Raw genomic sequence first — 23,387 nt, forward strand, 5'->3', positions numbered from 1 at the left:
TCCTCTCCTGCGAAGGTCCCGAGCGGACCGACGCTTAATGAAAACGATAGTCGTTTTAGTTAGCCTGCGATAGGGCTGGACGAGGACTCGGATACGCGTCATCGCCGAGTTCCTGCCCGCCAGGGCGTCGCCACCGTCGAGTCAGGAGGCCGTGTCGCGGGGCGAACAGCCAGGCGGCCAGGAAGACCGCTGTGGCGACCAGGACGATGGTGCCGCCGACCGGCGTGTCGTAGCTCCAGGAGAGGTACAGCCCGACGATCGCCGAGACGCCACCGATCAGCGGGGCGAGCAGCATCATGACGCCGAGCCGGTCGGTGAGGAGGCGGGCTGCCGCCGCGGGGGTGATCAGCAGGGCCAGGACGAGGATGTTGCCGATGGTCTGCAGGGAGATCACCACGGCCAGTGTGACAAGGACGTAGAGCACTATGTCGAGCCAGAAGACCGACAGCCCCATGGCGCGCGACATCTCCCGGTCCAGGCAGACCGCGACGAATTCCTTGTGCAGGGCGAGCACCAGGCCGAGGATGACCAGGCCGGTGCCCCCGACGACGTACAGGTCCCGGTCCGGGATACCGGTGATCGAGCCGAAGAGGAACTGTTGCAGCGATCCGGCGTATCCGGGAGCCTGCGAGATGATCACGATGCCGAGGGCGAACGCGCCGACCAGGAAGACGCCGATGATCGAGTCCTCCTTGACGCGCCGGTTCTGCGAGAAGATCGCGATCAGCAGGGCGGTGGTGACACCGGCGACGGCGCCACCCAGCACCAGGCTGCCCTGTAGGACGAAGGCGACCGCGATGCCCGGGAAGACCGCGTGCGCCACGGCGTCGCCGATGAACGCCATGCCACGCAGGACGACGTAGCAGCCGACGACACCGCAGACGATGCTGGACATGACCGCTATCGCCAACGCCTTGGGCAGGAACGCGAGATCGGCGTTGAGCAGGTCGGTGAGGAAATCGGTGATCGACATCAGGTTGCCCTCACGAGCTTCAGCAGGGGGGAGGTCTCACTCACCCCGAAGGTCTTCGTCCACGGCTCGGCGTCCCGCAGGTCCGCCGGCTGCCCGTCGGCGATGATCCGGCCGTTGAGCAGGACCAGACGGGTGCAGGAGTCCACCGCCGCGACGAGATCGTGGGTGGTCATCAGCACCGCGCGGTCCTCTGCCGCCAGGCTGGTGAACAGGTCGCCCAGCAGTTCCTGCGTGGGCATGTCGAGTCCGGTGAAGGGCTCGTCCAGCAACAGGATGCGCGGCGCGAGGGCAAGGGCTCGCGCGACCAGGACGCGTTGACGTTGCCCGCCGGACAGCTCACCGACCGGCCGGCGCCGCAACCCGGTCAGCTGTACGCGCTCCAGCGCGTCGCCGACCGTCCGCCAGTCGGCGACGTCAGGTCGGCGCAGCAAGCCGATGCGGCCGGTCCGGCCGCTCAGCACTGCCTGTTCGACCGACACGGGGAAGTCCCAGGTGAACTCGTGGCGCTGGGGCACGTAACCGATCTCGGAACGGCCGGGACGCGGCGGCTTGCCCTCCACCGTCACGGTGCCGCCGCGGGTGCGGGTCAGTGCCAGGATGGCGCGCAGCAGGGTGGTCTTCCCGGCGCCGTTGGGCCCGAGCAGCCCGACCAGTTCGCCCCGGTCCAGGTGCAGCCGGATGTCCCGCAGGACGGGCCGGCCGCCGAGGTCCACGTCCAATCCTTCGATGTCGAGCGCTCTCACCGCTGGCCCTCCGACGGTGCGGCGGCGCGTTCCTGTTCGGCCCGGCGCTTCGCGCCGCGTCCCCTCAGCAGCAGGAGGACCAGTCCGACGGCGAGCAGGGCGGCCGCGCCTCCCAGCGCGATGAGCAGCAGAGTCGTGGACGGGCCGGCTGGCTCGTCGTCCGAGGCCCGCGCCTCGCCGGTCGGTGCCTGCCCTGCTGCGGTGGGGACGTCCGCAGCGGCGGCGAATGCCTCGTCGGCGCTTGTGGTGTCGCCCACGGCGAAGCGCAGCGTGCGGGTCGCCGACACCGTCTCGCCGTTGATCAGATCGGCCGACGCCTGCACCGCGACCAGGTAGACGCCGGGTGCGGTGAACACCCAGTTGGCGTGGGTGTGGGTGTTGACCTCGGCCCAGAACGGCTGCGCGGTGGAATCGGCGGAGCGCCAGAGCGGCTGAGGTGCGGCGAAGTTGCCCGACTGTAGGTAGGTCGTGAGGTTTCCCGGTCCCCGTACGCGGAGCAGGGTCAGGGTGACGCCCCGGTCGATGGTCTGCATCACCCGCGGGTCCTGGGTGTTCCAGCCGAGCCAGACGACGTTCTGGTTCTGGGTCTGCGGCACCACGTACACCCGCTTGCCGGCATCGACGCCGAGGAAGGCGTACGCGGGGTCGTCGGGAACAGTCTGCAGCGCGGCGTCGGAGACCCGGAGCAGGGCCTCGTCGGGGTTGCGCCACACCTGTCGCGCCTGCGTGCCATCGTGGATCAGCAGTGTCCACCGGTCGTCGACGTAACGGGGGCCGAGGTCGACGTGCCCGGTGGCGAGTTCCGCCCGGCCGGTGGCCAGGGGCTGGTCGGCGGCGATCGACTGCCTGAGGACCGGTGTCGGCTCCTCGGCCCGGGCCGGTGTCTGCGTCGTGGCCAGCACGATCACCATGGCCACCGCGCATCGCAGGATGGCGCTTGTCGTGCGGGGGCGGCGTCGCGCCCGTCCTGCCGTCACTGGTTCCTCCATCACTTGTCCGTGGTCAGGCAGTCGTGCAGCGATTCGGCGTTGAACCGCATCATGTCCGCGTAGGTGGTGACGTCCCGGTCGAAGGTGTCGCCGTAGATCGGGCAGACCCGCAGCCCCTCTTCGCGGGCGACCTCGGTGAGGGTGGTGGACCGGGCTGCCAGGTTGGGCTCCAGGAAGACGGCGGGAATCCCCAGGTTGCGGATCGTCTCGGTGAGCCGGCGGCGGTCGGCGAGACTCGGCTCGGTGGCGGGGTTCGGGGTGACGAAGCCGGAAATCTGGACCCCGTACGCCTGGCCCAGGTAGCCGAACGCGTCGTGGGTGCTGACCAGGTGCCGGCGCGACGGCGGGATGCGGGCGATGGTGTCCCGGACCTGGGTGTCGAGCATCTCCAGTTCCCGGATGTAGGCCGAGGCGTTCCTGCGGTAGTCCGTCGCGCCCTGCGGGTCGGCACCGACCAGGGTGTCCCGGATCAGCTCCACGTAGGAGATGGCGTTGCGGACGTTCTGCCACAGGTGCGGGTCGATCTCGCCGTGCACGTGCTTGCCGAGCACCGCCTGCGGAAGTTGGTAGACCTGGGTGCCAGGCCGGCCGAGGAACCGGAACCTGCGGTCACCGGGCACCTCCAGCAGCGCCTTGTTCGGCACCTCGATCACGGTGCCGGCCGGGTCGTACACCCGCTGGTTGGCCTCGCCGCTGCCCTCCGGATCGGCGAACAGGTAGAGCCGCCGCTCGTCGAGGTCGACAGTGACGTCGGCGTGGCCGGAGTTCAGCACCTGCGCGCCCGCCATGCCTGGTACCGAGTGCGGGTCCACTCCGACGGCGAAGGTGAACACCTGCTCCCCCAGGGGCACGGGGGCGGTCTCGGGGGTCACCGCCAAGTGCGCCCGCATGGTCAGCCGGTAGACACCTGGCTTCGTGAACGCCCAGCTCATGTGGGTGTGGGCGTCGGGTGGCAACGTGGCGGTGTCGCCCCGGTACCCGTTGGCGGCGTCGAAACCGTCGCCGGAGTCGACGGAGAACGACGGGTTGCCGAACGACTCGGTCAGGTACCCGAGCACCCGACCCGGCCCGTCCGCGGCGGTCGCGCTGAGCAACACGTCGGAGGCGCGGTTCGCGCCCTGCGCCGCACCGGTGCCGCGTACGCGCATGCCCAACCAGATGGTGTCCAGCGACACGTCCTCAACCAGGGGGATGATCTCCGCGGCGTACTTCACCGCGCCCTCGGCCAGCGAGATGTTCGGTACGCCGTCGCGCAGGTTCGCGTCCAGCGCCTTGATGACGGCCTGCTCCTCCAGGAGCAGGTAATTGCTGAACGCGACGTCGGCGTAGACGACATCCCGGACGTCGCGCAGCGACGGCTCGTAGCTGTGCGGGTCGGCGTTGTCGGGCACCAGGGAGGTGACGGCCACCCGCTCACCACCGACGTTGCTCACCAGATCCCGCAGGATGCCGGTGGTCGTGATGACCTGGACCCGGTCGTCGTCGGCGCTCAACGCCACCTCCGACCGGCAGCCGGCGACCAGCCCCAGGATCAGCAGCGACAGGATCGCCTGCCGCAGCCGTGGCACGACCTGCGGGTTCATGCGTCTGCCGTCGAAAGGCCGGCACGGCGGCGACGGCCCAACACCACCAGCAGAACCCCGACCGCCACGAAGACGATGCCGACCGCTCCGGCCGTCAGCACCCAGCCGACACCGGTACGCGGCAGGGGCCCGCCACCACCCTGAGCCGCACCGCCGTTCCTGTCACCGTCAGCACCACTGCCACTGCCGGAACCGAGGCCGCTGTTCGGGTCGGTGCTGTCGCCGACGGCGAGGGTGAGCGTCTTCGTGTCGGTAACCGCCTTGCCGGCGTTGGTGGTGCCGTTCATCTGCACGGCGAGGCGGTACAGGCCGGGCTTGCTGAACGCCCAGTTGCCGTGCGCGTGGGTGTTCAACGGAACGCTCAGTTGCTGGGGAAACGGATTGGCCGAGTCGAACAGCACGTCGGCCTTGCCGAACGAGCCGGTCAGGAAGAGGGCGAATCGTCCGGGCCCGTTGACGCCCTTCAGCGTCCAGGTGACGTTGCCCCTGACCCCCGACACGACGGACTCGTGCTGGGTGTTCCAGCCGGGCCAGACGATGCCCGCCTGCTGGGACTGCGGCAGCAGCCACACGGCGTCGCCCTGCTTGCCGAGGAAGTCGGCGCCCGCCGGCACCGTGATCTTCGCGTTGTCCTTGACGTGCAGGACCACGTCGGAGGTCTCCCGCCAGGCCGGTGGGCTGGTCCGGTCGTCCTTGATCCGGATCGTCCACTTGTCCGCGGACAGTTGGGGGCCCATGTCGACGTGCCCGTCGGCAATCACCTGGCGGGCGCCGGTGGCGGCGGTGGCCGCCGCCTTCGCGGCCGCCGCCGGTGGGGCTGCGGCGGGTTTCGGGGCAGCCGCGGGCTCCGGCGCAGTGGCGGCCTTCGGCGCAGCCGCGGGTGCGGCGAACGCGCGTGCTGCCGACTGCTCGTCGGCCCCCGGCACCCGCTTGGCCGGAGGCGCAAGCGGCGCCTGCTCGACCGGGCTGATCGCCGGCACGCGCACCCGGTACGTCGCCTCTGCGCTGACCTTCCGGCCGGAGCGCAGGGTGATCGAACCGGTCAGGGCCAGCCGGTAGTCACCGGCCGCGTCGAAGGCCCAGACCACGCCGCCGGTACGCGTCGCCACCGGCAGCCGCGCCGTCCGCGCCACACCCGCGCCGCTGCCGAAGAGCGGGGTCGCCGTGCCAAGACCGGACAGGGTGTACGCCGTGAACGTTCCCGGGCCCTCGACCGAACGCACGGTGAGAGCCACCGTGTCGTCGGTGACGACGCCGGGGCGTACCCCGGTGGTGTCCAGCGTGGGGAACCCGCTGTCGCCGGCGGACAGTGACCACACAGCGTGCCCCGGCGAACCGAGGAAGGCGAAGGCCTTGCCTGCCGGCACTCGGCCGGCCAGCCCGCCAGCCGGCCCGAGCACCACGTCGGCCGGGTCGTGTCCAGCCGCGTCGCGGGACACCTGCGCGGCGTCACGCAGCCGCAGCGACATCGAGTCGCCGTCGAGCGCGACGGACACCAGGTCCGCGCCGGCCGCGGTGACCGCCGCCGGTTCCGCGGCCGCCGGCACACCCCCAAGAGCCAACGCCAGTACGGCCAGCGCAAGACCGGCGGCACCGGCGCGCATGGTTCTCATCCTCATTGCTTGCTCCCCAGACGGCTTCGTAGTGGTTCATCGACGTGGTGCCGCACCGTGACGACGTGACTGGCGGCGCTGCCGTCACCCGACGCGGTCGAGAGGGCCGGCGCGGCACGGCTGGCCTCTGCACGGCCCTCCTCCCGGGCAGCGGCTACCACCCGGGCGATCTGTCGGGCCCGCCGTCGGCGGGCGGCGATCAGCGCCCAGCCGACGAGGGCGAGCAGGACCAGCAGACCCAGCTGCGGCCAGGGCATTGCCCAGACGGTGGCCCGCGCCGTGTCGCTTCGTGGCTCCGGATCGAGAACCTGGTCACCCACGGCGGCGGGTGTGACGGCGGCGCTCGCGGTCAGCCGGAACAGTGGCGGCACGCCCGTCATGCCTACGGTGGTGGTCAGTTCGCCGCCCGGCAGGATCTCCGGCAGCGCCGCCGCGTCGGTCAGGCGCCGGCCGAGGCCGAACGGGCCGGTCGCGGCGAGCGTGGGCTGCCCGGTGAGCCGGACGTTGCCGGTGTTGCGGACGGTGAAGGTCGCGGTGAGAGTGCCACCGGCGAGGGGGTTGAGCGAGCCGGTGTGCCGTACCCGAAGGTCCTCGACGGTCAACGCCGGTTGCAGTTTGCCGCTCACCCGCAGGTAGATCCGCGCGCCGACCCGGTGGTCGACGGCGACCTGGTTGCCCTGCACGTCTGCCGCGGTGGCGGCGAGCGAGGTGACGATCCCGCCAGCGTGGTCCCCGGGCGTGGCGTTGCCCGGCACGGTGAGCGTGAACGGGATGTCCAGGCGGGACGCGGACGGGATGGTCACTGTGCCGCCGGCGAAGCGAACCCAGGCGCCGACGTCGGTGGGCTTCTGAGCACCGGCCAGCAGGTCGAACCCTCCCTGCGCGGTGGTGAACGCGTCGCTGGCGTAGAGGTTCAGGGTGAGCGGGCGCGCCGAGTGGTTGGTGACCGCGACGTAGTCGGTCAGGGTGGCACCGGGATCGAGCTTGTAGGTGAACGCCGGCCGACCGTTCGGGCCCTTCGCACTCGACGGCGTCACTCCCCACGTCACGGCAGACGCCGACGGTGCGGGGGGCGTGGGCGGAGCCGGGACCGGGGCCGCGCCGAGCAGGGCGATGCCGGTGGCGATGGCGGCGAGCAGACGCATGGCGGGGATTCGTTCCGTTCCTGGATACGACAGGTGAAGCGGGGTGGGCGGGTCGCGGCAACAGCCCGCCCACCCCGCGACCGTCCGGTGACCCGGGTTCAGCGCCGGGCCACCGGACGGGTTCGGGCGATCAGATCGCGGTGAGGGTGAGGGTCGCGGAGTACGTCCCCGCGACCGTCTCGGTGGGCAGGCTCAGCCGCAGACCCGCGCCCAGTTGCGCGGTGCCCCGCCCGGCACCGCCCGGCGCCGTGCCCAGCACCGCGCTGTTTCCGAGACCGCCGCCAGACCCGACGACGTACGGAGTAACCGCCGGACCGGCGACGACACCCTGCCCGGAACCCTGAGCGACAACCCGAGGGTTCCAGCCGAGGTAGCCGGAGCTGAACGTCGCACCGTCCGGCCCGGCGAAGTCGGCCGGGATCTGCCCGGACGCGCTCCACCCCGGTCGGCCGGCGCGGGTGTCGGTCACCGTGACCGGACGGAGCTCACCGTTGCTCTCCCACCGGTCACCACCGGCGGTGAGCTGCGCCGGTGGCAGCACCACGGCCCGGTCGTCCGGGTTGACGCTGATTACCAGCGAACCCTGCGTCTCGTCGATCGACGCGGTGATCGTCTGCGAGGTGCCCGGCTCCTCCGGCGGGAACGCCACCCAGAGGGCCACGGGTTCGCTGGTCGCTACCACCTCGTGGGCGTCCCCATACAGCTTCACCACGTACTCGCAGGCGTTCAGCTCCCGGGTGGCCGTGAACGAGTAGCTCGCTCCCGCCTCACCCGCGATGATGGCCCAGTCGTCCGTGCCGGGGCATCTGCTGAACCAGTGGTAGTGGTCCAGCTCGGTCTGCGGCGTCTGCACCGCGTTGAGCGTCACCGTGTCGTTGGGCTGGTACTCGTCGGCCATACCGCTGACCGACAGGCCGACCTCCGGCCCACCGCCGGACAGCTCGCCGACGACGAACGAGTAGTCGACCGGCCCGGTGCTGACCGTCGTGCCGCTGGTCAACGTCGCGTCGGCCTGGAACGTCAGGGTGTAGCTACCCAGCGCGCCGAACGCCCAGTTCGAGTGCGCGTGCGTGTGCACCGGCACGTCGATCGCGTCCGGCAGACCGTCGTCGGAGCGGAACTTGATGATCGGACCGCCGAACGAGTCCTGCGTGAACAGCGTGACCGCGCCCGGCCCCTGAACATCGACAAGGCTCAGCCGTACCTTGTTCCCCTCGAACACCCCCGAACCGAGCGTCGTGGTGTTCCAACCCGGCCAGAGCAGATCCGGGTCCTGGGTCAGCGGGAGCAACCAGACCTGGCTGCCCGCCGGCCCGAGGAAGGCGAACCGCGGATCGTCCGGAACGGCCATCGCCGCCTCCGGCAGGACCTGGAACGTCACGTCCGCCGGGTCCCGCGTCACCGAAGGGCTGACCGTGTCGTCGTGCACCTTCAACGACAGCGCACCATCCTCGTAGTGCACGTCGACCGCATCGGTGTGCCCCTTGGACAGCAGCACCTTCTCGGCCGCCGACGCGGTGGTCGGCGCCAGCACCGTGCCGGCGACCACCACCGCCCCGGCAACCAGGGCCGCGAAACCGCGAGCCCTCAGAGTCGCATTCATACCTCCCCTTTCAGCACCGCGCGTACCTGCGCGCGGTGGTACATGCGCTGCCATCACCAGGACGCCTTGCGCACCCCGGGCAGCTCGCCACGCAGAGCCAGCTCGCGGAACCGCACCCGGGACAACCCGAACCGGGTGAGCACCCCGCGCGAACGGCCGTCGATCTGGTCGCGTGAGCGCAGCCGCACCGGGCTGGAATCCCGCGGCAGATGGCTGAGCCGGCGCACCGCGTCGGCGCGTACCTCCGGGTCGGTGTCCGGATGGGCGACCAGCCGCTTCAGCTCCGCCCGCCCCTCGGCGTGCCGGGCTACCAGTTCCTCGCGGCGTGCCTGCCGATTGACCAGGCTTCTCTTGGCCATCAGCGGGCCTCGCGGAACTCGACGTGCCGGCGGACGACCGGGTCGTACTTGCGCAGCACCAGCCGGTCCGGGTCGTTGCGGCGGTTCTTGCGGGTGACGTACGTGTAGCCGGTGCCGGCGGTGCTGCGCAGCCGCACGATCGGTCGCACATCGGTCTGGCGGGCCATCAGAGCTTCACCCCTCGGGCGCGCAGCTCGGCGACGACCCTCTCGATGCCCTTGCGGTCCACGGTCCTCAGCGCCTTCGTCGTCAGGGTGAGGCTGACCCATCGCCGTTGCGACGGCAGCCAGTAGCTGTGGTTCTGCAGGTTCGGGTTCCACCGGCGGCGGGTGCGCCGGTGGGAGTGGGACACGGCGTTGCCGAAGCTCGGCTTCGCGCCGGTGACGTCACAACGACGGGACACAGTGAACGCTCCCTTGCTCAAGACAAACGATAACGACAACGGTTTTCAGTTCTACATCACCCGTTCGGTCAGACCCACCCCGGGTCACCGTTGGCCACGCCGGCTTCGGTATGCCTAGAATGACAATCGTTTCCATTAAGCTTCGAGAGGAGAGCGATGTCATCGTCACCACAGGCCCCGACCCACGTCGTGACAACAGACGCGGACACCCGGCCGTCGTTGACGGTGCTGTCCGGATTCTGGCCGGCGGCGACCTACGCCGTCGCTCGCGCGCTGCTCGCCGCCGACGAGTCACTGCTGCTGGTACGGCACGACCTCGCCGGAATCCGCGACGGCGTCGTACGCCGGGTGGTGCGCTCCAGCGCAGGCATCATCGAGGACGAGCAGGTCACCCTGAGGCACGGCTGTGTCTCCTGCACCCTGCGCGACGACGTGCTGCCCACCCTCGTCCGGCTCGCCCACAGCCATCCCGGCCGCGACCTGGTGCTGATGCTGCCCGAAGTGGCGGAGCCGGAGGCGGTCGCCGCCGCCTGCGCCCACTGCCTCGTCGACGGCGCACCGATCACCGAGCTGATCCGCGTCGACTCCTACGTCACCGTCCTCCACGCCGAACACCTGCTCGACGGCCTCGCCAGCACCGACGCCCTCACCGCACTCGGCATCCAGGCCGCGGAGAACGACGACCGGGCGCTCGCCGACGTCGTGGTCCGCCAGATCGAGTACGCCGACACGCTGGTGCTCTGGGGGCAGTCCCGGGAGGGCGAATTCGACTCCAGTCGGTTGTCGGTCCTGCTGCAACGCATGGCGCCGTGGGCGGTGCACATCCGCATCGGCGGTGACCTCGTCGACGCCAGCACACTGACCCGCCAACTGCGCCACACCCATCGGCACCGACCAGAGACCCCCGGGCTGCTCGCCCGCGGGCTGCAGGGCTACACCCTGGGCACACACGAGCCGGAATCCGACTGCGGCGTGGTCTCCGCCGTCTTCCGCGCCCGCCGCCCGTTCCACCCGCAACGCCTGCACGACGTCCTGGAGCAGGTCAACGCCGAGATGATCCGCTCCCGAGGCCATCTCTGGCTGGCCAGCCAACCCGACGCCGTGGTGGCGTGGGAGTTCGCCGGCGGCGGCCTGTCGATGGGCTCGCTCGGACACTGGCTGGTGAGCCTGCCCGAGGACCGCTGGGAACACGTCGACGACCAACGCCGCCTCGCCGCCGCACTGGAATGGGACCCCTACTACGGCGACCGCCACCAGCACCTGGTCTTCATCGGCCTCGACGTCGACCCCGTCGAACTGCACCGCACCCTCGCCCGCTGCCTGCTCACCGACGCCGAACTCGCCGACGGCGAGGAAACCTGGCGCACCTACCGCGACCCGTTCGCCGGCTGCTTCCCCCGCCACACCGAGGAGCTGGCCGACACCGACACCGCAGGAGCGCCACCCGCGTGAAGCCCGGAATCCACCCCGAGTACCGACCCGTCGTCTACCGCGACAGGAGCGCCGACTTCGCCTTCCTCACCCGCTCCACCGCCACCAGCGACCAGACCATCGAATGGGCCGACGGCAACACCTACCCGGTCATCGACGTCCAGATCTCCTCCGCCAGCCATCCCTTCTGGACCGGCAAGCAACGCCTCCTCGACACCGCGGGCCGCGTCGAGAAGTTCCGCCAAAAGTATGCCCGCCGCAGGCCCCAGGGCAGGTGACCGTCGGAGCGCCGGTCGGCTGGACCGACCGGCGCGGCAGTTGGTGGGTCCGCCGTCTACTCGTCCAGGCGATTGCTGCCGGCGTCGCGCTCACAGGACGTCACTGGTGTAATGCCTCGTTAACTCTGCGCAGGTAGATTCCCGGAATGTCCGCCCTCAAGGCATTCCGACATGATCTTTCCGCATCGATCGTGGTCTTCCTGATCGCGATCCCGTTGTCCCTGGGTATCGCTGCGGCGTCAGGGGCGCCATTGCTGGCCGGGCTGATCGCCGCCGTCGTGGGCGGTATCGTCGCGGGCGCACTCAGCGGAGCTCCGCTGCAGGTGAGCGGGCCGGCGGCTGGCCTCACCGTGATCGTCGCGGGCACCATCGTCGAGTTCGGCTTCGCCGGCACCGCCGCGATCGTGGCCGTCGCCGGAGGGGTGCAGATTCTGCTGGGCGTCACCCGCCTCGGCCGGGCAGCGCTCGCACTGTCACCGGCAGTTGTGCACGGCATGCTCGCCGGCATCGGGCTGGTCATCGCACTGAGCCAAATTCACGTGGTGCTCGGCGGCGCGCCCCAGAGCTCCGCGTGGGCGAACCTGCGTGATCTACCCGGTCAGATCGCCGGTCACCACGGGGTGTCCGTCCTGCTGGGCGCGTTGACCATCGCGCTGTTGCTGATCTGGCCACGTCTGGTCAAGACGACCCTACTCCCGGCGGCACTGATCGCGGTGGTTGCCGCGACCGTTCTCGCGACGGCCCTGGGCCTCGACGTGCAGCGGGTAAATCTGCCCGCCGAGCCACTCAGTGAACTGACCACCGCCCGCTGGCCGGAGGCACCGCTGCGCGAGATCACCGTGGCCGTTATCACCATCGCCCTGGTCGCAAGCGTGGAGTCGCTGCTCTCTGCGGTAGCCGTCGACCGGATGCACGACGGGCCACGCGCCGACCTCAACCGGGAACTTATCGCCCAGGGCGCCGCGAACGCCGTCTCGGGCACGCTGGGCGGCCTGCCGGTCACCGGCGTCATCGTACGCAGTTCGACCAATGTCGCGGCCGGCGCCCGCACCCGAGCCTCGGCCATCCTGCACGGCGTCTGGATCGCTGTGTTCGTGCTGCTCTGCGCTGTGGTGCTGGAGATGATCCCGATGGCCGCGCTCGCCGCGGTCCTCGTGGTCGTCGGCCTGCGGCTGGTGAGCCTCGCGCAGATCCGCACGTATGCCCGGCACCGGGAACTGCCCGTGTACCTGATCACCGCGGCCGGTGTCACCGCCACCGACCTGCTCACCGGCGTCGGCCTCGGCATGGCAGCAGCGGTGCTGTTCATGCTGTGGCGCCTCGCCCGCTGCGAGATCCGGACCACGCAACCGGCACCCGACACGTGGCTCGTGTCGATCTCCGGAAGCCTGGCGTTCATCGCCTCCGGGCGGCTCACCCGCCGACTCGCCGCGCTACCCGCCGCCCAGCACGTGGAAGTCGAACTGCATCTGGACTATCTCGACCACGGCGCCTACGAAACCCTCCACAACTGGCAGCAGTCCTACATTCGAACCGGCGGCGACGTCCACATCAGCGAGATGCACGACTCCTGGTTCCACCGTGCCGCCTCCGACCGACTCGGCGCCGGCAAGAGCACCCCGCGCTTCCTCGGCTCCTGGTCGCGGTGGCAGGGTGCCGACCGCGACCGCCAAGACGCCATGGCCGCCGGCATCCGCGAATTCGAACGCAGCGTCGCGCCGCTTGTCCGACCCGAACTCGCCGAACTCACCCACAACGGCCACGCACCCGACCAGTTGTTCATCACCTGCGCCGACTCACGCTTGGTCCCCAACCTCATCACCGCCAGCGGCCCGGGCGACCTGTTCTGCGTGCGTAACGTCGGCAACATCGTGCCCGCTAACGACGCCCCCGATACCTCGGTCGCCGCCGCGATCGACTTCGCCGTCACCGTCCTCGGCGTCACCACCATCACCGTCTGCGGACACTCCGGCTGCAGCGCGGTACGAGCCCTGATGAGCGGCACGACTGACACCGACTCGGCACTGGGCCGCTGGCTCGCCCAGTCCGGTGCGCACTTCGACGACCCGACCGACGAACAAGCCTGCTGCACTGCCAACATCACCCAGCAACTAGCGAACCTGCGCACCCACCCCACCGTCAACGCCGCCGTCGCCGCCGGCCGTCTCACCCTGACCGGCATGTACTTCGACATCGCCCAAGCCCGCATGTACGCCGTCGACTCCAACCGCCGCCACCACCCCATCTCCACCTGAGCCAGCTACTACCCGACCGACCCACGCCCTGGTTTCGAACTAGACGATCCGTCTATCGCTCATTGGACGCACTCGGCGCAGGTGCCGAAGATCTCCAAAGTGTGGCCGACGTCCACGAACCCGTGCTGGGTGGCAACCTGGTCGGCCCACCGCTCCACGGCCGGACCGGCCACCTCGACGGTGCGCCCACAGTCTCGGCAGACCAGGTGGTGGTGGTGTTTGCTCTGGCTGCACCGGCGGAAGAGTTGTTCGCCGCCCGGCAGCCGAGTCGAGTCGATCTCGCCGGCATCCACCAGCAACTGCAACGTTCGATAGACGGTGGTCAGGCCGACTCCCGCCTTACGCGCCAGCAGCATCTGGTGCAGTTGCTGCGCCGAGTGGAAGCCCTCCACCTCGCGCAGCAGCGCCAGCACCTCTGCCCGCTGTCGGGTGTTCCGGGTCACATTCGGCATCGCCTGGTTCACCGTGGCCGCCATCCTCCCGTGATGTCGGGCGCCGCCGGCCTGTCGCTTCCGACACGTCGCCCCGCTGCCCGTCGGACCATTATGCGTTGTTGCGCATGTGCGCCGCCGCGCCATCTTCCGACCCCGCTTTCTGTGCCAGTGCGGGCAGCGCGGATCGGCCCGCCGCAGGTCGAGCGCCGGGCGCACGGTAACGGAAACCGAAACGAGTATCGGTGGGGCGGCGGGCGTGACAGCGCGACATCACCGACGGGCCGTGGCCTCTGCCGTCGACCGGCGCGGCGACGGCCGACTTTGGTCAGAGAACATCCTTCGAGGTCATGGCGGTCGATCTCATCCTCGTCGTGAAGGGGCACGCTGACGATGTCACGGAGAGATCACAACGTCGAACCACCTATCGACATCGACTACCAACACCAAGAAGGATTCGCTCACGCGTGCCCTGTCATCTCAGGGCCCTGTTCTCTGGAGGAAAGAGAACGTGAGTAGACCCCGCAATCTGCGCAGACGTACCTCCGCCGCGCTCTTCGCATCGGTCCTGGCGGCCGGTGCCATGACCGTGACGGGTGGTGCCACCGCGAGTGCCGCTCCCTCCACCCCCGACACTCCTGCGGCCACCCCCGCCGAGACGTTGGGTTCGCACGACGCCAAGCTGCTCGCGCAGGCCGAGGCGAAGCACGCGCCGACGGTCACCCTGATCGTCGCAGCCGAAAAGGGCCGGAGCAACGCTGTCGTCGATGGCGTCGAGGCCCTCGGCGGCGCGGTCAACAGGCGCTTTGACCAGATCGGCTACGTCCTGGCCACAGTGCCCACCAGCAAGGTCCTCAAGGCCGCCAGGCTGCCGGGCGTCGCCGCCATCGACCTGGACGAGGTCATCCACCTACCGGACCCGACCGCCGGTGCCGCGGCCTCCGGTGCGAAGGCCGCCGCGCAGGGCGCGACGCTCAGCGGTCCCGGCGCGGGCACCGGCGCGGTGAACCCGTACATGCCGACCAACGAGACCGGCGCGGAGTCCTTCAAAGCCGCTCACCCGCAGTGGGACGGCCGCGGGGTGACAATCGGCATCATGGACTCCGGCATCGACCTGGATCAGCCGGCGCTGCAGAAGACCACGACCGGTGAGCGGAAGATCGTCGACTGGGTCACCGCCACCGATCCCGTGACCGAGAACGACGGCACCTGGCGGCGCATGGTCACCGAGGTGACCGGACCCTCGTTCAGCGCGGGCGGCGCGACGTGGACCGCGCCGGCGGGCACCCACACGTTCAACCTGTTCCGCGAGTCGATCACCGCCGCCAGCGACCCGGCGGGTGACGTGAACCGCGACGGGGACACCACCGACGCGTGGGGCGTGCTCTACAACCCGCAGACCCACGACATCTGGGTCGACGTCGACCAGGACAACAGCTTCACCGACGAGACGCTGATGCGCCCGTACCGGGAACGCTTCGACGTCGGGCACTTCGGCACCGACAACCCCGCCACCGCCGTGCGGGACCAGATGCCCTTCGTTGTCGAGTACCGCGAGGACGTCGACATCAACCCGGGAGACGGACAGCCCGGCCCGTACGCCGACTACGTCAACATCGGCATCATCGAGGCCACCCACGGCACCCACGTCGCCGGCATCACCGCCGCCAACGACATGCTCGGCAACACCTCCTTCGACGGCGCCGCCCCCGGCGCCAAGCTCGTCTCCGCCCGGGCCTGCTCCTGGGGTGGCGGCTGCACCACCGCGGCGCTGACCACCGGCATGGCCGACCTGGTGATCAACCGGCACGTCGACGTGGTCAACATGTCCATCGGTGGCCTGCCGACGCTCAACGACGGCGCGAACGCCCGCGCGCAGCTCTACAACGACCTGATCACCACCTACGGCGTGCAGATGTTCATCTCCGCCGGCAACTCCGGACCGGGCCTGAACACCGTCGGCGACCCCTCGGTCGCCGAGAACGTCGTCAGCGTCGCCGCGAACATCAGCAAGGACACCTGGCTGGCCAACTACGGCTCGGTGGTCACGAAGAAGAACGCGCTGTTCAACTTCTCCTCTCGCGGTCCGCGCGAGGATGGTGGCTTCAAGCCGAACATCACCGCCCCCGGATCGGCGATCTCCACCGCGCCGACGTGGCAGCCGGGCATCCCCGTTGCCGAGGCCGGCTACACGCTGCCGCCGGGCTACCAGATGCTCAACGGCACGTCGATGGCCTCCCCGCAGGCCGCCGGTGCCGCCGCTCTGCTGCTCTCCGCCGCCAAGGCCACCGACAAGGGTGTCACCCCGGCCGCGCTGCGCCGGGCCATCTACACCTCCGCCAAGCCCATCACGGACGTGGCGACGTACGCGCAGGGCTACGGCATGTTCAACGTCCCCGGTGCGTGGAAGCTGCTCGCCAAGACCGTCGAGACCCGCTCGTACGTCTCCGACGCCCCGGTCTGCACGGAGCTGTCGGAGAACCTCACCCGCTACGACCGCGACCTGAGCCGGTTCGTCCCCAACCCCCACCGCGGCGCCGGCGTCTACAACCGCTGCACCCCGGCCGAGGGCGGGCACAAGGTCGGCCAGAGCCGCACCTACCCGGTCAAGGTCACCCGTACCAGCGGCCCGGCCGGAACCATCAGCCACAAGCTGGCCCTGCGCGGCAACGACGGCACCTTCACCGCACCCAAGACGGTCGCGCTCCCGCTGAACAAGACCGTCACGATCCCGGTCACCGCCAAGCCGTCGACCACCGGCGCGCACGGCACGATCCTGACCGTGGACGACCCGAAGACCTCGGTACTCGACTTCGAGGTTTCCGCCGTCGTGGTGGCCGCCACCACCGTCACCAAGCCCGGCTACTCGTTCTCCGCCGAGGGCTCGGTGGCGCGCAACAGCTTCACCTCGTACTTCATCACCGTGCCGGCCGGTGCCGGGGCGCTACAGGTGAACCTGTCCGGCATCGCCACCGGGTCGCAGACCCGGTTCATCGCCATCAACCCCTACGGCGTGCCGGTGGACAGCACGACCAGCACCGCCTGCTACACCAACTACTCCGACGCCGCCGCCTGCAAGCCGCAGGAGCGCGACTACCAGAACCCGATCGCCGGGGTCTGGGAGATCGAGGTGGAGGCACGGCGGACCTCACCGGCGTTGCAGAACCCGTTCCAGTTGCAGGCCCGGGTGCAGGGCGTGCAGGTCGAACCAGCCGTGATCGAACTGCCGGCGCTCACCGCCGGCCAGCCGGCCCCGGCGACGTGGACGCTGACCAACACCTTCGGGCCGGTCGCGGTGACCGGTCAGGGCGGTCCGCTGTCCAGCGTGCACGCCGAGCGTCCGACCATCGCCGAGGGCGCCCAGCAGGAGTACCTGGTCGACGTTCCGGCCGGTGCCAACAGGTTCACGGCCCGGATCGGCAACACCGCCAACCTGGGCGCCGACCTGGACCTGACGGTGTTCCGCGGCGACACGCAGGTCGGTCTGTCCGCTGACGGTGACTCCGAGGAAGCGGTGACCATCGCCAACCCGCCGGCGGGCACCTACCGGGTCGTCGTCGACGGGTACGCCGTCGACGGACCGAACACCAACACCGCCTACGACTACCGAGACTCGTTCTCGGCGTCGTCGCTGGGCACGCTGGACACCCCGCCGACCCCGCTCGCCCTGCCCAACGGCGCCACCGCCACCCTCACCGGGACGGTGACCGCCCAGTCCGCCCCAAGCGCCGGGCGTGAGCTGTACGGCGAACTGGCCGTCGTCACCAACGACGGCGCAGTCGTCGGACGCGGCGCCGTCTCCATCGGCACCGTCAGCTGATCCATCCGCATCGCGTGGGAGCCCATCCCCGATTTCCTGGGCTGGGCTCCCACGCACCGCGACCCGGCGCTGAGACGTATCCACATCCCCAGAGCGGAGAGGGGGGCGGCGTGGCCGCAGCCAAGCCCACCACCAACACCGTCCCCGACGCGCCCGTCGACGCACGTGGCACGCCGCCCGGCCTCGACACTGCTCAGCACGACCACGGTCACCGACCCCGGTTTCCCTTCGCCGGCCGGATCGGTTCGGTCCAGATCCTCGCCGCCGTGCTGGTGCTGCTCATCTTCCTGCGCGACCCCCTGGCGGGACTGCTGTCCGCGCCGTCGCTGGCGACCTGGACGACGGTGTTCGTCTCGGTGATGGTGCAGGCCGTGCCATTCCTCGTCTTCGGGGTGCTGCTCTCCGCCGTGATCGCGGTCTTCGTACCCCGCTCGTTCTGGGCCCGGGCCCTGCCCAAGCATCCCGCCCTCGCCGTCCCGGTCGCCAGCGCCGCCGGGGTGATCCTGCCCGGCTGCGAGTGCGGAGCCGTGCCGATCGCCGGCTCCCTGATCCGCCGCGGCGTCACACCAGCGGCGGCACTGGCATTCCTGCTCGCCGCGCCGGCGATCAACCCGATCGTCCTCGTCGCCACCGCCGTGGCCTTTCCCAACAACCCGGAGATGGTCCTCGCCCGCGCGGTCGCCAGCCTCATCGTCGCCATGGCCATGGGCTGGCTCTGGCTGCGACTGGGCCGCGCCGACTGGATCCGACTCCCGCGTCGACCCGACCTGGACGGGCTCCGACGCGGGGAAGCTTTCTGGTCCGCCGTACGCCACGACGTGGCCCACGCCGGCGGTTTCCTCGTCATCGGCGCGATGGCCGCTGCCACCATCAACGTCGTCGTTCCCGAGCGGTGGTTGCAGACCCTCGCCGACCAGCCGGTGCTGTCCGTGCTCGCCCTGGCCGGGCTCGCGGTGCTGCTGTCGATCTGCTCCGAGGCGGACGCGTTCGTCGCCGCCTCCCTGTCGCAGTTCTCCCTCACCGCCCGGCTGGCCTTCCTGGTGGTCGGCCCGATGGTCGACCTGAAACTCATCTCCATGCAGGCCGGCATCTTCGGCCGTCGCTTCGCCGCCCGATTCGCGCCGGCCACCTTCACGGTCGCCGTCGCGGTCGCCGTCATCACCGGGATGGTGCTGCTGTGAACCGGATGGCACAGGCCTGCGTCCTGACCTTCCTCGGAGCCGCGGTCCTGCGGGCCAGCGTCACGGACCTCTACCTGCGCTACGTCAAGGAAGGGCTGCGACCGTTCCTCATCGCCGCCAGCCTGCTGCTGATCGCCGTCGCGGTGATGACCCTCTGGTACGAACTACGCCCCTACATCGACCGGCCCGAGGACCGGAACGATCCCGCCGGCGGGAATCCGCCGCAGCCCGCTGAACAGAGCACGAGCGGATCAGCGAGGCAAGATCTCCCCAACGAACACGCCCACCACGAACCACGAGTCGCCTGGCTGCTGCTTCTCCCAGCCCTCGGCCTGCTGCTCGTGAGTCCACCCGCCCTCGGCTCGTTCGCCGCCGGCCAAGCGGGCACCGCGCTCAGCGCTGACCAGGACGATGACTACCCGCCCCTGCCGCCCGGCGATCCGGCGACGACCACAGTGTTCGACTACGCCTCCCGCGCCCTGTTCGACAAGGGCGAGTCGATCGGCAACCGCCGGGTCCAGCTCACCGGCTTCATCACCCCGGGACCCGACGGACAACCGATCCTCGCCCGCATGATCCTGTCCTGCTGCGCCGCCGACGGCCGACCGGTCAAACTCGGCATGGCCGGCAGCGCGCCCACCGGTCTGGCCAACGACACCTGGATCCAGGTCACCGGCCGCTACACCGACCGCATCACCCACGACCCCATCAACGACGAGGAGATCCCCTACATCGACATCGAATCCTGGCGACAGGTGACCGCCCCCAAGGACCCGTACGAATAGTCCTCCGCACCCCGCGCAACAACGCTGGGCGAGTACGGCCGCCGGAGCGCCGCAGACACTGCGGGCTCCGGCGAGAAGCACGTCTGTCTTCCTACCGGCGCTCCGAGAGCGCGCACCTTGCCGCTTCGACCCCTCGACGTCGGCATGTATCCATGCACGCCGGCCTGTCTCAGCGGCTTCGCCGGGCGGGGTCGAACGCATCGATGGAGCCGGCGGACAGCGTGCCGTCGGTTCGTGGTCCGGCCGGGCGTGCTCCGCTATTGTCGAGCACCCGGCTCGCCGTCAGCAGCAGTGCCGGATGACCGGGGCCGTGCGCGATCTGGAAGTGCGCCTCCTTCGGCCGGCGGAAGTCGCCGCCCCAGGCGACGACGCCGTCGAGTTCGGCGAGGATGTCCCGGATCACGACCAGTTCGGCTTCGTAGAAGCCGCCGGTCACGCCAAGCGGGTAGGCGCGGGCGCGGAAGGTGACGGCGGTGCCGGACAGGCCGTTCGACTCGTAGTCCTCGGTCACGGTTTTGGAAGCGGGCACGCCGACGACGTCGCCGGGGCTGAGCTGGTCGAGCTCGTAGTGCAGACGACGGGCGACGTAGACAAGAATCGCCGCCGGGGCACCGGCGGCGAGCCGCACCCGCAGGCCGCTGCCCTCGATCGAGTACCAGGCCGTCCGCTCGGTGATCGGCCAGCCGTTCGCCGAGCGGGCCTTGGTCCATCGCCGGGGTGCGGCGGCGGCTGACGCTGCCGGCGCGACCGCGGCGACCGACCCGGCGAGGGCGGCGGCGGTGAGGAGGGATCGACGGGAGATCTCTGCGGCCATCAGGAAGGTCCTTTCCATGTGACGCGGTCCTGCAGGGCGGTGGTGAAGCCCTGTACGAAGCCGGCGAGCTTTGCAGCGCCACCGGGCAGGTCGGCCATCATCGACGGCAGCAGGGCCACGCCGTGGAGGGTGATCAACTGCTTGCGGGCCAGCCCCAGGGTCAGGTCCGGCTTGGTCAGGGCGGCGTACGCGGCGTCATAGCTACGCACGGCGGTGCCCCATCGACTGGTGAAGTAATCGGTGAATCGGTGTACGCCCCCGCCGTTGACGTAGTGGTCGCGGACGGCCTGGACGATGGTCCGGCCCGAACGGACCGCGGCGGCAATGAGATAGCCGTCGGCGTCCTCGCAGAAGTCGGTGAAGCTGAACGATGACACCACGTTCGGCTTGGCCAGTTTGGCGGCGCAGAACGCCTCGCCGGAGGCGTACTCCTCCTCGGAGGTGAGCCAGTCGGCGTAGAAGGTCATCAGGTCCCCGGCCCAACCGGCCACGTCGCCGCCGTTCGCTTCGGCCGGGTCGGCCGGCCGCGCTGTGACGTAGTGGCCGTTGGCCGTCGCCATCAGGTGTTCGGCGCCCAGGTCGAACCCGGTGTACGGGTCCTTGAAACCGCTCTGGATGGTGGCGCCACGTGCCTCGGCGAAGTCGATGAATCCCTGGTCGAAGTCGCCGATCAGGAAGGACCAACCGAGCTGGTTGATCGGGTCCTTGCTGCCGTACTCGCGGTGCCTGATGAACTCCATGACCAGCTGGGACGACGATCTGCTGCCGCCGTAAGCGACGGCGAGGTCGTAGAGCCGCTGCACATAGGCGACGAAGGCGTCGGCCGGGCCGGCCGGGTTGTTGACCGAAGACGAGCCGGGGTCGGCGCTGGCGCGCCAGATGTCGCGGTCCAGGTCGAACGTGTCGGCGCCGTTGGTGACCTGGAACTCCTTGATCTGGTTGAACGACCAGTTCGCCGGCAGCGGGAAGCCGAGGTTGCCGGAGAAGCCCCAGGACATGCCCGAGACGAAGGAGCAGCGCGCGAAGGTGCGGTCGGTGACGTCGGCGCACACGTTGCGGGAGCCGTACACGCCGTGCACATACCGCTTGCCGCAGCTGGTCAGCCCAGCCGAGACACCCTGGAAGTAGGGGATGACCGCCTCGTCGATCTCGTCCTGGGTTGCGTCGTAGTCGACCGCGAAGTAGATCACCGTGCCCCGGTCGAATCCGTGCCCAGCGGCGAGGTTGTGAGCGTTGACGGCGTGCTGATAGCCGGCCAGGTAAGTGAAGTCGGCCGGTTCGCGGGCGTTGTCCTGGTAGATCGGCAGCACCCGCAGGCCGGCGTTGAAGATCACCTGCAATTCGCCGGGCTTGATTTCCTTGTCCAGGGTGGAGCCGGGTGGGTCGTACAGATACCGGCCCACCATCCGGTAGCCGTTGGTGTACAACCAGCTCGCCCTGGCTGCGGTGATCTCAAAGCGGGTGTCGCAGCCGGACGCAGGGCGGTCCGGGTCACCCATCGAGACCAGCAGCTGCGCCCAGGTCTGGTAGTCGGCGGCGCCGGACGGGTTAAGCAGGGAGAACTGCTGGAAGGCACGCACGAAGTCGGTGAGGGTGGCGTCATACGTACTGCGCCGGTTGGTGCGGTAGACGCCGATCGGTTCGTTGAGGACGCAGGCGGCCGAGAACAGCTCGACGAAGATGCCGCTGGAGCCGGCCGAGAGCGGGTGCGTCCGCAGACCGGCCTGCGTACCGGGCCCGAAGTTGCCGTTGGGGCTGAGCCCCAACTCGTACTGAATGGCGATCATCAGGGATTTCTGCACGTCACGGGAGTAGATGCCGTCGCACGGCCCGATCGTGTAGGCGTCCCGCTGCCAGTACCGGCCGTTGAGCCAGCGCTGCACATCGCGGATCTTGTCGGTGCCGCCAGCGACGACCACGTACGCGTCCATGTTGAGGATGCAGCGGGCGACTCGTACGTCGACGGTGCCGTTGCCGGGCGGGATGCCCATGTTCGACCGCAGGCTCTGCACTGCGCTGAGAGTCGTACCGTTGTACGTGCCGTAAACGTCGGCCCCCCAGTAGCCCTTGCAGAACAGGGCGTGCTGAAGGATCGCGATGATGTTCGGCTTCACGCCGCCGGTCAGGCTCGGGCCGATCTCGCCCAACGCCTTGAGGCGCGCCGCCGTGGTAGGGCCGAAACTCGCGACCACCGGGCTGATGCCCAGCTCGTGCTGTAGGCCCTCGATGAGGGCGTTCATGGTCGACCAACCCGTGCGGCCGTCCTCCGGGCACTCCTCGTAGCCGGTGACGGACTCGTAGGTAGCGTTCACCCATTGCTGTGCTTGGAGCACTTTCGGATCTGACATGCACCCGATGGTGAAACGCGGGCCGGGTTCCGGTCACCGGCTCCGTGGATGTCCGGACAACCCCGTACACCGAGGTCGTCCGGACTGTTCGTCGGACCTGGACGGACCGGTTCCGCGGCGGCGACCTTGGTGGCACAGCCGCCACCGGTGCGGCTGATCAGCGAAGGGACAGTATCCGATGCGTACCACCATCAAGGCCGGCCTGCTGGCGGCCGCGGTTACCGTGGCCCTGGTCGGCGGCAGTGCTCCGGCCTGGGCCGGCACACCCGGCGTCGATCCCAGCGGGTGCGGCACCGGCAGCACCCCGAAATACACCGACTTCACCATCGGTGGCGTGACCATGCGCGAGGAGATCCGCTACGCCACCGGCTGTGGCCGGGTCGGCTGGGGCCGGCTCAGCCGGATCGCCGGGACAGCTGGACTCATCGTCACTCAGTCGGCCTGGAACCCGAATGGGGCGAGCCAGTACGGCGTACCCGGCACCAACTGGACCTACACCGTGAACGCGAACCCCGGCACTGAGGTCTGCGCCGGCTTCCACGCGTCCTCGGTCGACGGGCTTGGCCACCAGACCTACCTCGGCTGGTTTTTCGCCGGCTGCTGGAGGGCTCCGTGAGCCGGTCGACCGGGCGA

At 69.8% G+C, this 23,387-nt stretch carries 20 protein-coding genes; 7 read left to right on the forward strand and 13 right to left on the reverse strand.

The genetic code is table 11. From position 1 onward, the window contains the following. Nucleotides 1–55 precede the first annotated feature (55 nt). From AB0A95_RS17895 to rpmB, 10 genes are all read right to left on the reverse strand, one after another. The gene (locus AB0A95_RS17895) at nt 56–973 is read right to left on the reverse strand and encodes an anchored repeat-type ABC transporter permease subunit (RefSeq protein ID WP_357556837.1); all 918 of its coding nucleotides are present in this window, start codon (nt 971–973) and stop codon (nt 56–58) included. Next, nucleotides 973–1,716: an anchored repeat-type ABC transporter ATP-binding subunit gene (locus tag AB0A95_RS17900; protein WP_357556838.1), complete on the reverse strand. Its 744-nt coding sequence runs from the start codon at nt 1,714–1,716 to the stop codon at nt 973–975. The genes AB0A95_RS17895 and AB0A95_RS17900 overlap by 1 nt, the downstream gene beginning before the upstream one ends. Beyond that, nucleotides 1,713–2,705 (reverse strand): choice-of-anchor M domain-containing protein, encoded by a 993-nt coding sequence (locus AB0A95_RS17905; protein ID WP_357556839.1) that lies wholly within the window; start codon nt 2,703–2,705, stop codon nt 1,713–1,715. Before AB0A95_RS17905 ends, AB0A95_RS17900 begins: the two co-directional genes overlap by 4 nt. Continuing rightward, a complete protein-coding gene (locus tag AB0A95_RS17910) occupies nt 2,705–4,288 on the reverse strand; it encodes an anchored repeat ABC transporter, substrate-binding protein (RefSeq protein ID WP_357556840.1) in 1,584 nt (527 codons plus the stop codon). Before AB0A95_RS17910 ends, AB0A95_RS17905 begins: the two co-directional genes overlap by 1 nt. Continuing rightward, nucleotides 4,285–5,892: a TIGR03773 family transporter-associated surface protein gene (locus AB0A95_RS17915; protein ID WP_357556887.1), complete on the reverse strand. Its 1,608-nt coding sequence runs from the start codon at nt 5,890–5,892 to the stop codon at nt 4,285–4,287. Before AB0A95_RS17915 ends, AB0A95_RS17910 begins: the two co-directional genes overlap by 4 nt. Before the next feature lie 11 nt (nt 5,893–5,903). Further along, nucleotides 5,904–7,046: a DUF916 domain-containing protein gene (locus tag AB0A95_RS17920; RefSeq protein ID WP_357556841.1), complete on the reverse strand. Its 1,143-nt coding sequence runs from the start codon at nt 7,044–7,046 to the stop codon at nt 5,904–5,906. A gap of 130 nt (nt 7,047–7,176) precedes the next feature. Then, a complete protein-coding gene (locus tag AB0A95_RS17925; protein WP_357556842.1) occupies nt 7,177–8,649 on the reverse strand; it encodes a choice-of-anchor M domain-containing protein in 1,473 nt (490 codons plus the stop codon). A gap of 53 nt (nt 8,650–8,702) precedes the next feature. Beyond that, entirely contained in the window at nt 8,703–9,008 is a 306-nt protein-coding gene (rpsN, locus tag AB0A95_RS17930) for a 30S ribosomal protein S14 (protein ID WP_357556843.1), read from the reverse strand. Further along, on the reverse strand, nt 9,008–9,175 hold the full coding sequence (rpmG, locus tag AB0A95_RS17935) for a 50S ribosomal protein L33 (protein WP_013287204.1): 168 nt from the start codon (nt 9,173–9,175) through the stop codon (nt 9,008–9,010). The genes rpsN and rpmG overlap by 1 nt, the downstream gene beginning before the upstream one ends. After that, on the reverse strand, nt 9,175–9,411 hold the full coding sequence (rpmB, locus tag AB0A95_RS17940; RefSeq protein ID WP_357556888.1) for a 50S ribosomal protein L28: 237 nt from the start codon (nt 9,409–9,411) through the stop codon (nt 9,175–9,177). Before rpmB ends, rpmG begins: the two co-directional genes overlap by 1 nt. A 156-nt stretch (nt 9,412–9,567) precedes the next feature. On the opposite strand from rpmB, the gene AB0A95_RS17945 reads away from it, so the two are divergent. From AB0A95_RS17945 to AB0A95_RS17955, 3 genes are all read left to right on the forward strand, one after another. Continuing rightward, nucleotides 9,568–10,863 carry a GTP-binding protein gene (locus tag AB0A95_RS17945; protein WP_357556844.1) on the forward strand — a complete coding sequence of 432 codons (1,296 nt, stop codon included), beginning with the start codon at nt 9,568–9,570 and terminating at the stop codon, nt 10,861–10,863. After that, a complete protein-coding gene (locus AB0A95_RS17950) occupies nt 10,860–11,120 on the forward strand; it encodes a type B 50S ribosomal protein L31 (protein ID WP_357556845.1) in 261 nt (86 codons plus the stop codon). Before AB0A95_RS17945 ends, AB0A95_RS17950 begins: the two co-directional genes overlap by 4 nt. Before the next feature lie 146 nt (nt 11,121–11,266). Then, nucleotides 11,267–13,375, forward strand: coding sequence for a bifunctional SulP family inorganic anion transporter/carbonic anhydrase (locus AB0A95_RS17955; protein ID WP_357556846.1), 2,109 nt, complete (start codon nt 11,267–11,269; stop codon nt 13,373–13,375). A gap of 59 nt (nt 13,376–13,434) precedes the next feature. On the opposite strand, the gene AB0A95_RS17960 is transcribed toward AB0A95_RS17955, so the two are convergent. Next, on the reverse strand, nt 13,435–13,851 hold the full coding sequence (locus AB0A95_RS17960) for a transcriptional repressor (RefSeq protein ID WP_357556847.1): 417 nt from the start codon (nt 13,849–13,851) through the stop codon (nt 13,435–13,437). Between the two features lie 466 nt (nt 13,852–14,317). On the opposite strand from AB0A95_RS17960, the gene AB0A95_RS17965 reads away from it, so the two are divergent. From AB0A95_RS17965 to AB0A95_RS17975, 3 genes are all read left to right on the forward strand, one after another. Next, entirely contained in the window at nt 14,318–17,626 is a 3,309-nt protein-coding gene (locus AB0A95_RS17965) for a S8 family serine peptidase (protein ID WP_357556848.1), read from the forward strand. A gap of 239 nt (nt 17,627–17,865) precedes the next feature. Continuing rightward, nucleotides 17,866–18,807 (forward strand): permease, encoded by a 942-nt coding sequence (locus tag AB0A95_RS17970; RefSeq protein ID WP_357556889.1) that lies wholly within the window; start codon nt 17,866–17,868, stop codon nt 18,805–18,807. Next, complete coding sequence (locus AB0A95_RS17975) at nt 18,804–19,592, forward strand: TIGR03943 family protein (RefSeq protein ID WP_357556849.1); 789 nt, start codon at nt 18,804–18,806, stop codon at nt 19,590–19,592. Before AB0A95_RS17970 ends, AB0A95_RS17975 begins: the two co-directional genes overlap by 4 nt. Nucleotides 19,593–19,761: 169 nt before the next feature. On the opposite strand, the gene AB0A95_RS17980 is transcribed toward AB0A95_RS17975, so the two are convergent. After that, on the reverse strand, nt 19,762–20,406 hold the full coding sequence (locus AB0A95_RS17980; protein WP_357556850.1) for a hypothetical protein: 645 nt from the start codon (nt 20,404–20,406) through the stop codon (nt 19,762–19,764). After that, nucleotides 20,406–22,754, reverse strand: coding sequence for a glycoside hydrolase domain-containing protein (locus tag AB0A95_RS17985; RefSeq protein WP_357556851.1), 2,349 nt, complete (start codon nt 22,752–22,754; stop codon nt 20,406–20,408). Before AB0A95_RS17985 ends, AB0A95_RS17980 begins: the two co-directional genes overlap by 1 nt. 178 nt (nt 22,755–22,932) lie before the next feature. Between AB0A95_RS17985 and AB0A95_RS17990 the strand changes: the two genes are divergently transcribed. Next, on the forward strand, nt 22,933–23,370 hold the full coding sequence (locus AB0A95_RS17990) for a hypothetical protein (protein WP_357556852.1): 438 nt from the start codon (nt 22,933–22,935) through the stop codon (nt 23,368–23,370). The last annotated feature ends 17 nt before the right edge of the window (nt 23,371–23,387 follow it).

The organism is Micromonospora sp. NPDC049230, assembly GCF_040647875.1.
In the GTDB taxonomy this organism is placed as follows: Bacteria; Actinomycetota; Actinomycetes; order Mycobacteriales; family Micromonosporaceae; genus Micromonospora.

What these genes read in the sequence shown, in the direction of transcription:
- AB0A95_RS17905 (WP_357556839.1), bottom strand. Translation starts at nt 2,705, where the DNA reads ATGGAGGAACCAGTGACGGCAGGACGGGCGCGACGCCGCCCCCGCACG.
- AB0A95_RS17925 (WP_357556842.1), bottom strand. Translation starts at nt 8,649, where the DNA reads ATGAATGCGACTCTGAGGGCTCGCGGTTTCGCGGCCCTGGTTGCCGGG.
- AB0A95_RS17920 (WP_357556841.1), bottom strand. Translation starts at nt 7,046, where the DNA reads ATGCGTCTGCTCGCCGCCATCGCCACCGGCATCGCCCTGCTCGGCGCG.
- AB0A95_RS17910 (WP_357556840.1), bottom strand. Translation starts at nt 4,288, where the DNA reads ATGAACCCGCAGGTCGTGCCACGGCTGCGGCAGGCGATCCTGTCGCTG.
- AB0A95_RS17960 (WP_357556847.1), bottom strand. Translation starts at nt 13,851, where the DNA reads ATGGCGGCCACGGTGAACCAGGCGATGCCGAATGTGACCCGGAACACC.
- AB0A95_RS17895 (WP_357556837.1), bottom strand. Translation starts at nt 973, where the DNA reads ATGTCGATCACCGATTTCCTCACCGACCTGCTCAACGCCGATCTCGCG.
- AB0A95_RS17980 (WP_357556850.1), bottom strand. Translation starts at nt 20,406, where the DNA reads ATGGCCGCAGAGATCTCCCGTCGATCCCTCCTCACCGCCGCCGCCCTC.
- AB0A95_RS17945 (WP_357556844.1), top strand. Translation starts at nt 9,568, where the DNA reads ATGTCATCGTCACCACAGGCCCCGACCCACGTCGTGACAACAGACGCG.
- rpsN (WP_357556843.1), bottom strand. Translation starts at nt 9,008, where the DNA reads ATGGCCAAGAGAAGCCTGGTCAATCGGCAGGCACGCCGCGAGGAACTG.
- AB0A95_RS17990 (WP_357556852.1), top strand. Translation starts at nt 22,933, where the DNA reads ATGCGTACCACCATCAAGGCCGGCCTGCTGGCGGCCGCGGTTACCGTG.
- AB0A95_RS17955 (WP_357556846.1), top strand. Translation starts at nt 11,267, where the DNA reads ATGTCCGCCCTCAAGGCATTCCGACATGATCTTTCCGCATCGATCGTG.
- rpmG (WP_013287204.1), bottom strand. Translation starts at nt 9,175, where the DNA reads ATGGCCCGCCAGACCGATGTGCGACCGATCGTGCGGCTGCGCAGCACC.
- AB0A95_RS17915 (WP_357556887.1), bottom strand. Translation starts at nt 5,892, where the DNA reads ATGCGCGCCGGTGCCGCCGGTCTTGCGCTGGCCGTACTGGCGTTGGCT.
- AB0A95_RS17985 (WP_357556851.1), bottom strand. Translation starts at nt 22,754, where the DNA reads ATGTCAGATCCGAAAGTGCTCCAAGCACAGCAATGGGTGAACGCTACC.